At 39.8% G+C, this 12,438-nt stretch carries 8 protein-coding genes; all 8 read left to right on the plus strand.

Annotated elements, in window-relative coordinates; all coding sequences use genetic code 11:
• The first annotated feature begins 589 nt into the window (after positions 1–589).
• The gene (locus tag Q8M41_RS06175; protein WP_305364375.1) at positions 590–958 is read left to right on the plus strand and encodes a hypothetical protein; all 369 of its coding nucleotides are present in this window, start codon (positions 590–592) and stop codon (positions 956–958) included.
• A gap of 335 nt (positions 959–1,293) precedes the next feature.
• Positions 1,294–2,244, plus strand: coding sequence for an amidohydrolase family protein (locus Q8M41_RS06180; protein WP_305364376.1), 951 nt, complete (start codon positions 1,294–1,296; stop codon positions 2,242–2,244).
• Positions 2,234–3,058 carry an amidohydrolase family protein gene (locus Q8M41_RS06185; RefSeq protein ID WP_305364377.1) on the plus strand — a complete coding sequence of 275 codons (825 nt, stop codon included), beginning with the start codon at positions 2,234–2,236 and terminating at the stop codon, positions 3,056–3,058. The genes Q8M41_RS06180 and Q8M41_RS06185 overlap by 11 nt, the downstream gene beginning before the upstream one ends.
• A 76-nt stretch (positions 3,059–3,134) precedes the next feature.
• Positions 3,135–6,344 (plus strand): DUF4962 domain-containing protein, encoded by a 3,210-nt coding sequence (locus Q8M41_RS06190; RefSeq protein WP_305364378.1) that lies wholly within the window; start codon positions 3,135–3,137, stop codon positions 6,342–6,344.
• 290 nt (positions 6,345–6,634) lie between these two features.
• Positions 6,635–8,863, plus strand: coding sequence for a transglutaminase-like domain-containing protein (locus Q8M41_RS06195; protein ID WP_305364379.1), 2,229 nt, complete (start codon positions 6,635–6,637; stop codon positions 8,861–8,863).
• Between the two features lie 197 nt (positions 8,864–9,060).
• Positions 9,061–10,248 carry an N-acetylglucosamine-6-phosphate deacetylase gene (nagA, locus tag Q8M41_RS06200; RefSeq protein WP_305364380.1) on the plus strand — a complete coding sequence of 396 codons (1,188 nt, stop codon included), beginning with the start codon at positions 9,061–9,063 and terminating at the stop codon, positions 10,246–10,248.
• A 13-nt stretch (positions 10,249–10,261) separates the two neighbouring features.
• Positions 10,262–11,014, plus strand: a complete 753-nt coding sequence (locus tag Q8M41_RS06205) for a glucosamine-6-phosphate deaminase (protein ID WP_305364381.1) — start codon at positions 10,262–10,264, stop codon at positions 11,012–11,014.
• 73 nt (positions 11,015–11,087) lie between these two features.
• Complete coding sequence (locus Q8M41_RS06210; protein ID WP_305364382.1) at positions 11,088–12,407, plus strand: sugar MFS transporter; 1,320 nt, start codon at positions 11,088–11,090, stop codon at positions 12,405–12,407.
• The last annotated feature ends 31 nt before the right edge of the window (positions 12,408–12,438 follow it).

Here is a 12,438-nt window from a genome sequence, read left to right on the forward strand (position 1 = left end):
TACGCAAATGAGGAGACTATTCAAAAATATATAAATGAACAAGGCCAAGAAAAGACTGCTTATAAGAAGTTTCATAGGGCACAATTACGGTTATTCGAATAACGCGATACCTCGAAGCTCTGCTTCGGGGTCATTCATTTCTATATTATTTGCTTTTATTATTTGTAGTTTGGATTAGGTATTTGGGGACAGAATGGGGATATTTAATAAAGGGATATAAAAAATCCAAACCTTGCTATTTTGGTGGTTTGGGAGGGTTTATAGCTTGTATAATAAGTTAGCGGTAATTTATGACGAACAAGAGAAACATAATATTTATACTCATACTGACAATTAGTTTAGCAGTCTTATTACCTGTAATTTTCAGAGAAAAAACAGAAGGCTTTAACCAAACCCTAAATATTATTGGGACATTGATTAGTTCAATAGCTGGGTTTTTGACTTTGCTAATTGCAATTATTCTGTTCAATAAATTTGGAATTGAAACCCCTTTATTACAAAAGAATACAGATGTAGTTTTTTCATTTCTGGAGGAATTTAAAAGACAAGTTTTCAAATTCAAGGAAAAAGTTTCGGGTTCTTTATAAGAATGCAAGACCAACATCATAAATATTTTGAAGATTGGTACAGTCAGAAATTGCTTTTCTCAACTGAATATTTTTCGGGACTTGATAGACTTATGAAAATATCCGAAAGTCCTTTTATGCCTAAAAGTATTTATAGAAAAGTGGACAAACTAAGGTATCATGTACTTGTCATGGATGTGAAGGACGAAGACCTTGATAATTATGCAACTGTTCAAGTTTCAGGTCAATCTCTAATAGAAGCCAAATTTGGACGATTTAACCATCAAGACATGACAATTTTTGAATTTCTAAACATTATTGACGACTTAAAGACTGAAATTAAAAGTTGGATTAGCAAACACTCTAATTATTCGCCTGACTTAAATATTTAAACTACCGCTAATACGGACCACTTTCCGTATAGTTTCCAGCGATTACGAAAATTGATTTTTTAGCACAACATTATTAAACTCATCGGATGACTTGAGTCATCCGATGAGTTTAATGGTGATAATGAATGGTTGTTATACATTTTACTTAAATCAAGCGAATCATATAAACTCCAAAAATTACAGTTCAGACAATTAGAAATATACTGGAATCCTATGACAATCATCTAGCCTGCTTCCATCTTTTTCAACATATTTTATTTTCCGAATGGGGCTTTTTTCTTTTTGCGGGTCATTTATTTGTTTAATCGTTAAAAAAGAGAATTATAATTCCATTCATGAAAAACCGGACTGATTTTGGTTTAAACCGGAGAACATTTTTAAGTACCAGCGGCCTCGGACTTTTAGGGGCTTCCATGTCGGGTGTTTTATGTAATGTTCCTTCGAAAGAAGAAACTGAAAAGGCTGCCAATACCTTTCAGAAAGATGGCTGGAAAGCCATTATGGAATCGGCAAAGAAATATCCCAAGCTTGATGCTCATAATCATGTCTGGTCGGGCAGTAATGCAGCCCAGGTAGATGAAAGTTGCGAGGCGCTGGGTATTACAAAAGCAGCCTGCTCTATACCGGGAGGGAAGACTGTAGCAGAAATTCGTGCCAATAATGATATTATCATTCAGGCAATGAAATCGCATCCCAAAAAGATCATGGGACAATGTTATATCAATCCTTTATTCAAAAAAGAAGCTTTGGATGAGATCGACCGTTGCGTTGATAATGGTATGGTGATGCTTGGCGAACTTTATGATGCGGTTAAAATTTCTGATCCGCTGTATTATCCAATCGTTGAGCGTTGTATCAAACATAAAATCCCATTGATGCTTCATGGCGTGACCACACTCGGAAACTGGCGCCCTGGATATTTACCAACTAATCCCCCCAATTCCTCTGTTCCTGAAGATTTTGTTGAAATAGCGAACCGCTATCCAGAAGCCATGATCATTTGTGGTCATATTGGTGGGGGTGGTAACTGGGAATACATGTGCCGGATTTTAAAGAAGGCTCCAACCTTATTTCTGGATACGAGCGGCAGTGTTAGTGATGAAGGTATGATCGATATGGCGGTTAAATATATTGGCGCAGATCGTTTGTTATTTGCTACAGATATGAACTATGAAACTGGTGTCGGTAAAATTATATGGGCTGATCTGAGTGAGGCCGACAGGAAAAAGATCTTCTTCGAAAACTTTAACAATTTATTGAGAAAGGCGGGTAATCATGCTGGTTGATATCAATGCATTCGTTGGTCACTGGCCATACCGGAACTTAAGAGGGAATAACCTCAAAGACCTGTTGAAACGTATGAATACTTATGGGGTGGATAAAGCACTAGTATCCAATCTCAATGGGATTTTTTATGTAGATGGACAAATTGCAAATGAAGAGTTATTTGCTGAACTGAACTCCGATGCTTCATTTAAAGATCGCTTTATTCTGTTTGCTACCATTAATCCGATTCTTCCCTGGTGGAGGGATGCTTTGGAAACCTGCCATAAAGAGTTTGGAATGAAAGGGATCCGGATCTTTCCACATTATCATCATTACAAGCTGACTGATGAGGCTTGTATTGAAATGGTTAAAGCTGCCAGAGATCTGGGTATGCCGGTTTCAATCCCACTCCGTATGACTGATTTGAGAGAACGGTCCTGGCTGGATGTGGACAAGGCAATCAATTATAATGATGTTGCTGCTTTGGTAAGTAAAGTGCCTGATGCAAAATATATGATTCTTGAAGCCCGGATCACTGACGGACAGGAACCCACTACAGCTGAGTCTGTTAAAATACTTAAGGCTGCTGATGTCCTTTTCGACACGTCAAGAGGCAGTGGAGTGGTCGTAAAAGGCCCGAATAGTGAAAGTTTAACTTATTTACTTGAGAATTTTGGAGTTGATAAACTGGCCTTTGGAACGGAGACTCCTTTTGTGGATTATACCTCCCCGTTTTTAAGACTCGGAGCTTTTAAAGCTATCAACGAGACTGAAAAGGAAAAGGTATGGTCGGGGAATGCGATGAGAATGCTATCCCGCAGTAGCGGGACTTAAAAGTATTATCCCGCAGTAGCGTGACATAAATATAAACATCCCGCAGAAGCGGAAAATAAAAATAAATTATATTCAAATGAAGAAACAATTCCTTTTACAAATGCTTTCCATTTGCATGATTCTTAATCTTGCTTATGCTCAAAACCCCGGCAGGACTCCCTACACTTTGTTCAACGACTTTGAAACCGGTGAGCTTTTTGCCTGGGAAACTTATCCCTATGCTCAGGATATAGCCTTTGATGCGCTGTATTTTGCAGTAAAGTCCCCGACTTATAAAGATAGCAAGTATGCACTTGCTCGTCCGTTTAAAGCCCATGATGTCAATGAGTTATATCAGGGATTTACAAAACGTTTAAATCTTTATACGATTTCGGACACCAGGGTGAAAGCTGCGGTATATTTTCAGGGAGATCGTAATCCTGAATCGCTTGAACTTTCATTAGGAACTTTCGAAGGCAAGCGTTATTTCCACAAGATCAATAATCCAAAGGCAAATTCCTGGTTAGAACTGGATCTACCGATCTCAGCATTTAAGCTGGATGGCAAGTCCCTTGGTGCTAATGAGCATATTCAGGTGATCACTTTGAAGGGATCATACCCGATTGTGAATTATCTGTTGACCTATACTATTCTGATGGATGATTTCAGCATCAATGGTGAGCGCGACAGACAATTTATAGCTACTACACCCAGCTCTACTAATCTGGATATGTTCGATGTGACGATCTTGAATAAGCACTTTTTTTATGGTGACAATATCAGTCTTAAAGTTGCACCCGAAGGAAATGTAAGTCTGAAACAGGTTACGGGCACATTGGTAGACAGCAAAGGAAAAATTGTTAAGGATAATATCTCATTCAGCCGCAGTGGTAATGAATGGGCAAATACAGCTATTTATAAACTTTCAGAAAAGGATGCCCGTGGTCAGTGGGAGATCCGTCTGAAAGGCGAGGATAATCAGGGCGGATCAGTAAACTGGGCTATACGCTTTCTGATGCCGGGTAAACAGGTCAATGGTCACCCGAGGCTATATTTCTCTGCTGAGGAGCTTAAAAACCGTCTGGCAAATGAAAAATCGCCTGTTGCTAAAAAGATTCTTGATAATGCTCTTGCTCATAAAGATTTCATGAAAGTGAATGTTGATGCAATCAATGAAGGAAGGGATCTTACTGCCGAGAACCTTGTTGGTGGTCCGCATTCAAAAACTTCAGTGGGTTTCAATTCCTATGCACTTTGGAATAATCCTAATTCGACTCTTGGAAATGTAATTGAGGAAGGTAGCTTCCAGTACACTTTTAAAGGTGATCGTGCTGCGGGTGAGCAGGCTAAAAAAGCTTTACTTAAACTTTGCTCATTTAAAAAATGGAATGCCGACTGGATGCTTGAACGTAAGTTCTGGACTTATTATCCGGTAGGTTATACGATCAAGCCTGTAGCTTATGGTTATGATATGCTTTACGATCTGCTTTCTGAATCAGAGCGTGCATTTGTACGGACTGCCATTATGGAAAAAGGTTTGAAAATGTTCCACCGCGATATGGTTGAAATGAATCGTATGCCTTCTAACCAGACCAACCACATTGCAGTATTAGCAGGTGGTATGGGTTTAGCTGCTACCGCTATTTATGGTGATGATCCCTCAAATCCAAATTTGGAACCATACATTTCTGGTATCCTCACCAAAACTAAAACCTTTATCGACCGGACTTATTATGAGGATGGTAGTTATGGTGAGCCAAAAAGTGGCTATATGAATATGGCGAGCAGGGATATGGGTGAATTGCTTCCGGCTTTGGAACGTAATTTTGGAGTTGATTATTCTACAACCACCAGTTTTAAAGATTTTTACAAATACCTCATTCAGGCGAGCTATTCAAATGGTTTGATGCAGGATTATGGTGATGGTGGCGGAGCAAAAGGATCAAAAGTTGATATTGGCGGACAGATTCACTCCTGGTGGTTGGTAAACCGTACAAAAAATCCATTCCTCTATAATTATGTAAAACCATTCTGGGAATCCGGAAAAGGAGGTTATTTGAGTTATGTATGGTACAGGGATGATATTACTCCGGTATCGAGAGAAACATTGCCCCCATCTAAATTCTTTACCGCACAAGGGATGGTGATGCGTTCCGGTTGGGATGATGCATCCATGGTATTGAGTACCCGTGTTGGGCCAAACTCCAATCATTATCATTATGATCAGGGAAGTTTTCAGATCATGAAAAATGGTGAAACGTTACTTACTGATCCTGCATACGGTCCATTGGGCTATTATGCAAACCTTGAATATCTGAGCTATCACGTTCAGGCGAATGCTCATAACGTAATGCTTGTTGATCATGATCCTGAAAGTCAGGCACCTGCTCATTACGATAATGGTATAAAAGCGCTGACCGAATGGCCAAGAGTAAAGCATTTATTCAATGGTAAAGATGCTGATGGAATGGAGAGTGACTTGAGTTCAGTGTACAAGGGTAAACTTGAAAACTATTCACGTACCTTACTTTACACCAAGACTGGACCTATTTTCCTGTTTGATGAAGTTAAAAGCAAATCACCTAAAGGACATGTTTACGATTGGTTGTTTCATGCCCCTCCGGGAGAGAATAATGCAACTGCGATCACTTATGATAAAGGACGTATGGTAATCGATCGCCCTAATGCAAAATTAACTATGGATGTTGTTAGTCCGGAGATTGATGCCTCAAAGATCTATGATAAAGGTGTTGGAAAAGTATTCTATGAGTCATTCCTTGATCTTGCAAGTAAACCAGATCTGAATCAGGTTAATTTCCTTGCAGTTATTTTACCGGAATCTAAACCAGCTGCAGGAGCTGCTCCGGTAACCACAAAAATGGAAGCTCCGGGATGGATCGGTGCTAAAATGGTACATGCTAATGGTTCGGATATCGGTTTCTTCAGAACCGGAACAGAAAATGGGGTTGCAGCTGGTTTTACAACCGATGCAAAACGATTTACTGCCAGCTATGATAAATCAGGTGCTCTTCAGAAAATTTACTATGAAGGAAGCTCGATTTCCGGTAATGGTTTGTCTCTTATTGCTGATGTTGGTACAAGAGGTACTATGGCATTAGTTTCTACTGGTATTGATGCCGAAATCAAATCCTGGAAAGGTTGTTCTCTGAAAATTATGGTATCCGGAAAACCGGCTTCTGTTCAGGTTAACGGACAGACTATAAAAGACTGGACTTTTGACGCAGGTACTAATACTGTTGCAGTGAAATTACCGGCTGGAACAGTTTCATTAAAAATCAACAAATAAGGGTTTTGTTTTCTGTTTAAAAGAAATCAATTTTCCTCCAATTTTAAATATTCCGGATCTTCATCTAATGATGGAGGTCCGGTATTTTTGTTAATGGGTAATTTAAATAACGTGAGGGAGATTTAAGGTTAATGGAACCACATAGAAACATAGAGTTTGTAGCTGTTAAAGAAATGAACTATGTGTACTATGTGGTTAAAAATTAAAAAACCACATAGAAACATAGAGTTTATAGCTGTTAAAGAAATGATCTATGTGTACTATGTGGTTAAAAATTAAGGATTTATACTATGACACTAAAACCCATTTTCAGAATTGTCTTAATTGCTATATCAAGCCTTGCCGGAATCATGGAGGGTCTTTCTGCAGATTTTGAGAATTCTTACACAAAAGGATCATTTAAATCGGATACCCTTAAATCTAAAGTTGAAACCTGGACGGCAGCAGAGTTATGGGCTAAATCTGTTTCTCAGAATCTAAAACTGGAAGGTAATTCGATTGTGCTTGAAGATAATCTTCTGATAGAAAATGATGCTGTTACCTTAGGTTCTATACGTTCAGAAGCTTGGGATACACTGTCTAAAGGCCGTATTATCAGGAAAATTCTTGAATTACCGGTATTGCCTGCTAAGAATGCATGGATTAGTATGCTCATTTACCCTATGCTTCCTGCTGAACCAATGAGTGGTGGAAAGCTTGAATTTAGGGTTAACGGGAATAAGCCAATTGTTTATGAACTACGTCACTTCTGGACTTCTGTTCCGGTTCCGGTATCCTATTTAAAAAAGGGAAGAAATTTTATTGAGCTTAAGGTGCACAATCAGAATGAAAAATTCAGGATTCCAATGGCTTTGAGTTCGATTATTCGTAATGTCATCGGACAGCCTTCTTCATTCACAGGTAACAGTGAGCGGAGTATTGATAATGGAAAAACCTGGAAGTATGCAGGTAGCTCGTCCAATATAGCCGAATATCCAATCCGTCTAAAGGTGCAGGCTTATGCCAAAAAGGCCTGGCTGCAAACTCCGGTCATTAATCTTGCTGATAAAGCCTTAGAAGGAGTGATGTATTTTCCTGTTGCTTTGGAAGCTGTAGAGATCAAGCCCCGCATTTTAAATGCAGAAGGCTCAAAATGGCAAACGCGGATAAGAAGCGGAAATACGCATCTGCCTGAAGCAGGAGGGTGGACAGCCTGGCAGAATTTTGAGGGTTCAACTTTGCCAGTAGGGAATAATCATCGTTTCATTCAACTTGAATATAGTATTGATCCGGGTATTGGAAACAGTACGCCCAAAATTACGGGACTGGATTTGAAAAGTGCATGGCGTAGCAATTCAAAAGGCGCAGGTATTTTTATAACTGAGGTAAAGAATTACCCTATAATCAGGTCTTCCTTTGATTTTGTTCATGAGAACCCTGCCTTGCCTGAACTTCAGGAATTCAGGAAGCAATTTAAACTTGACCAGGTAGTAGAGGGTGCAACAACAGAAAGGGAAAAGATTAAACTTTTGCGGGCATGGACAGCTGCAAATTGGGATTGGTTTCTTCCAAATTCTGAATTTGAAGATTTGCTGAGCTGGGATGCGAGTAAAATACTCAGCGGTCCTGCGGCGCCAGGAAATTTGTCTAAAAAGGGAGGGAATTGCCTGCATTATGCAATTGTTTTCGCTCAAGCTTGCCAGAGTTTTGGTATCCCTGCCAGGATTGTAAATACAAATTATGCAATCTGGGGTGGTCATGAACTGGTTGAAGTATGGTCGCGGGATTATCAAAAGTGGATCATGGCAGACCCTAATTTTGATACCATGTTCTACGATAAAAAAACAGGAATCCCTCTAAATATTCTGGAGTTGCATGATTTATTTCTTAAGACCTATTATCAGGGTGGGGAAATTATTGACAGGGATAAATGGTCATTTGAAGATCGCGACAGGCGTGCAAACCGAATTGATCCCAAAGATCTTCCAATTGCTATGGAAGCAGGAGGGAAGGCTTTTTCAGGTAAAATTAACAAGGATTATGTCTGGTGGAAGGTGACTTTTAATGAAGCCAATCCCGGATATTCCGGTGGTTATGGGTTTTATAATACTGCTGAAGTCCGCTGGCTACCCCGTAGCAACTGGTTGAGTCAGAAATCCCCTTTGCCGGTAACTCATGGAAGAACCCATTGGGGTTGGGATGGGTATTATGCCTGGACAGATGCACAAACTCCCGAAACTCCTGAGCATCGATTTTATGTCCGCAGACCTTCAGACATTTACGGCAGCCTGTTCCAGGTAGATTTTGCTGCACATTATATACAGAATGGGGAAATTCAATTTGATCTGGCAACTGATTCCCCGGGCTTTGATCATTTTAATATTGTGGTAAATGGGGTTCAGAGTCCAGTAAAGGCAAAGGAAAGCACAGTCAGACTGAGTCCGGGTATGAATGCAATTGAAGTTTATGTGGTTGATGTTATGGGCAATTCCGGTACAAAAAGCAGGATTAAAATTAATTATATCCCTGTCGCCGGATAATAATTTTCGGTTCCCTTAAATCAGATTTATTTTGCAACAGGGTAGGACATTTCCGCTTTCCGGAGTCCTAAAATATAGGATACTTCTGTTCTGGATAAACAGAGGTAATATTTATGAGATTAGTGTTAAACTCAATTATTTTTTACTAAAATTACCCCGGGGCTAGATCCCCGATTTTTATAGAATACAATTCAATTATGGAAAAAACACTTAAAATATACAATGGTAAAATATTAACCCCTTATCGCATCATCAGCGGTACTGTGGTTGTTGTTGACGGGAAGATAAAGGAAGTTGGGGAAGGAAATATTGAGGTTCCCGGTGCAGTTGAAATTGATGCAAAGGGTAATTATATTGCTCCCGGATTTATTGATATCCATGTTCACGGAGGTGGTGGCCATGATTTCATGGATGGATCGGAAGAAGCTTTCCTGAAGATTGCCGAGACTCATGCCAAATATGGAACAACCGGTCTGATGCCGACTACCCTGACCAGTGAACTGGATGAGCTTTACAATACCCTCGACTTATACAAAAAAGCAGATAAAAAGAATAAAATGGGTGCTCAGTTTCTTGGAATGCACCTTGAAGGACCCTATTTTGCGATGTCTCAACGTGGTGCACAGGATCCGAGATATATTCGAAATCCTGATCCTAAGGAGTATATGGAAATTTTGTCGCGCTCCAATGATATCAAAAGATGGAGTGCTGCGCCTGAATTGAAAGGTGCAATTGAATTTGGAAACCATCTTCGTTCTAAAGGCATCCTGGTGGCCATGGCGCATACCGATGCTATTTATGAGGAGGCTCTGGAGGCTTTTGAGGCTGGATTTACATTAGGTACACACTTTTACTCCTGCATGTCGGGAGTTAGCCGTAGAAATTGTTTCAGATATGCAGGCGTGATTGAAACCGCTTATCTTCTCGATGAGATGGATGTAGAGATCATTGCTGATGGTATTCACCTTCCGGCACCATTATTAAAGCTGATCTATAAGATTAAAGGCCCGGACCGCATTGCTTTGATTACTGATTCTATGCGGGCTGCAGGTATGCCTCCTGGAGATAGCATCCTTGGAAGCAAGCACAACGGATTAAAGGTCCTCGTTGAAGATGGCGTGGCCAAACTGCTCGATCGTACTTCTTTTGCCGGTAGTGTCGCAACCTGCGACCGTCTGGTGAGGAATATGGTTAATATGGCCGAGGTGCCATTGCTTGAAGCAGTTAAAATGGCATCACTTACACCAGCAAATATTTTGGGATTGGGAGCCAGTAAAGGTTCATTGATTTGTGGCAAGGATGCAGATATTGTCATTTTTGATTCAAATATCAATGTCAGTACCACGATTGTGCAGGGAAGAATTGTTTATAATAAATTAGATTAATACGAATACAATTATGAGAGAGATTAAAAAGGATAAATTACAGGTTAATATATACGCCGGAAGACCTGAATTAGGTGCTGCAGCTGCAGAAACTCTGACGGCCAGAATTGCTGAATTACTAAAGACGAAAGAGCAGGTAAACATCATTTTCGCTTCTGCTCCTTCACAAAATGAATTTCTTGCCGAATTGCTGAAAAAGGATATCCAATGGGAGAAGATCAATGCTTTCCACATGGATGAGTATATCGGTTTGCATCCGGATGCACCACAGGGTTTCGGTAATTTCCTCAAAGACAGACTGTTTAGTCATGTGACTTGTCATACTGTTAATTATCTGAATGGAAATACAGATCCTCAGGAAGAGTGCAAAAGATATTCAGACCTTTTAATTAAATATCCGACAGATATCGTTTGTTTAGGGATAGGTGAAAATACCCATCTGGCATTTAATGATCCGCATGTTGCCGATTTTAATGATCCATTAATTGTTAAGGTTGTTGATCTTGATCAGGATTGCCGGGTTCAACAGGTAAATGATGGCTGTTTTAGCGCGATTGATGAGGTTCCTACCCATGCTCTTACGATCACCATGCCTGCATTATTCAAATCAACTTATGCTATTGCTATTGTACCGGGTAAGTTTAAGGCAAATGCTATTGATCACACCATCAACAGCGAGATTAGTGAGAAATACCCTTCAACAATACTCAGAAGGCACAACAATGCAATCTTATTTATTGATGAAGACAGTGCATCCAAATTGTAATTATTAAGGTAGAACGATTAAAATATTATATTTAAGAATTGGGGCTTTAAATCCGGAAATTAAAATAGAAAATATGAGTAGTAATAAAACAGTATCAGTAGGATCATTAAGTCAGCGGGATACCATCACAGGCATGGTGATTATCGCATTCATGTTTTTCATGTTTGGATTCACATCCTGGATCAATGCGATCTTAATCCCATATTTTAAGATTTCATTTGAGCTTTCACACGTTCAGTCTTATTTGGTAACCTTCGCATTTTATATTTCCTATTTGTTATTTTCTGTTCCGGCATCTTACCTGCTCAAAAATGTAGGTTTCAAGAAAGGGATGATGATCGGTTTCTGGATCATGTCGACAGGAGCATTTCTTTTTGTTCCGGCTGCAATTACGATGACCTATGAATTGTTCTTATTGGGCTTATTTTCAATTGGAGCCGGTTTGGCATTACTCCAGTCGGCCGCGAATCCCTACATCACCATTTTAGGGCCTACAGAGCGTGCTGCTCAGCGATTCAGTATTATGGGTATCTGTAATAAGGGTGCCGGTATTCTGGCGCCATTGTTATTTGCTGCTGTAATCTTCAAAGCCACGGATAGTGCGATGCTGGATAATATCAGCTCCATGTCTCAGGCTGAAAAGGATGCTGTTTTTCATGAACTTATCCAAAGGGTAATTATTCCCTATGCATGTGTAGGAACCTTTCTTTTTCTGATTGGACTGTTTATTCGTTATTCACCACTTCCTGAAATTGATACTGAGCATGAAAGCGAAGAACTGGCTCAGGCAAACTCCTCAAAAAGCAGTATTATGCAGTTCCCACACCTTGTTTTAGGAGCTTTTGCGATATTTCTGCATGTAGGAACCCAGGTAATTTCAATTGATACGGTAATCAGTTATGCGGCAACAATGAACCTCAATCTGATTGAAGCCAAGGTTTTCCCTTCTTATACCCTTACTGCTCAGATTTGTGCTTATCTGGTTGGTATATTCTTTATTCCGAAATTTATGTCGCAGTTAACGGCATTGAAGGCAAGTACCATATTTGGTGCAATTCTGACCCTGATGATTATCTACGCAAAAGGGGATGTTACTTTCCTTGGACATACCAATGATATTTCTCTATGGTTTGTCGTGATGCTTGGTCTGGCTAATTCATTAGTTTGGGCGGGGATCTGGCCTTTGGCATTAGATGGTTTAGGCCGTTTTACTAAAGTCGGAGCATCATTGATGGTCATGGGATTAGCAGGTAATGCAATACTCCCACTTATTTACGGATATTTCGTAGATGTATGGGATGCCCGTAATGCATACTGGGTTTTAATGCCATGTTATTTGTATCTGATTTTCTATGCATTCAGAGGCTATCGTTTACGCAAATGGACCAGCTAATTCTAAATACTGTTGATTTCAATGAATAAGC

Source organism: Daejeonella sp. (assembly GCF_030684675.1).
In the GTDB taxonomy this organism is placed as follows: domain Bacteria; phylum Bacteroidota; class Bacteroidia; order Sphingobacteriales; family Sphingobacteriaceae; genus Daejeonella.

Bases quoted from the DNA above. Each gene is read 5' to 3' on its own strand.
- Q8M41_RS06175 (WP_305364375.1), top strand. From the start codon at position 590: ATGCAAGACCAACATCATAAATATTTTGAAGATTGGTACAGTCAGAAA.
- Q8M41_RS06180 (WP_305364376.1), top strand. From the start codon at position 1,294: ATGAAAAACCGGACTGATTTTGGTTTAAACCGGAGAACATTTTTAAGT.
- Q8M41_RS06185 (WP_305364377.1), top strand. From the start codon at position 2,234: ATGCTGGTTGATATCAATGCATTCGTTGGTCACTGGCCATACCGGAAC.
- Q8M41_RS06190 (WP_305364378.1), top strand. From the start codon at position 3,135: ATGAAGAAACAATTCCTTTTACAAATGCTTTCCATTTGCATGATTCTT.
- Q8M41_RS06195 (WP_305364379.1), top strand. From the start codon at position 6,635: ATGACACTAAAACCCATTTTCAGAATTGTCTTAATTGCTATATCAAGC.
- nagA (WP_305364380.1), top strand. From the start codon at position 9,061: ATGGAAAAAACACTTAAAATATACAATGGTAAAATATTAACCCCTTAT.
- Q8M41_RS06205 (WP_305364381.1), top strand. From the start codon at position 10,262: ATGAGAGAGATTAAAAAGGATAAATTACAGGTTAATATATACGCCGGA.
- Q8M41_RS06210 (WP_305364382.1), top strand. From the start codon at position 11,088: ATGAGTAGTAATAAAACAGTATCAGTAGGATCATTAAGTCAGCGGGAT.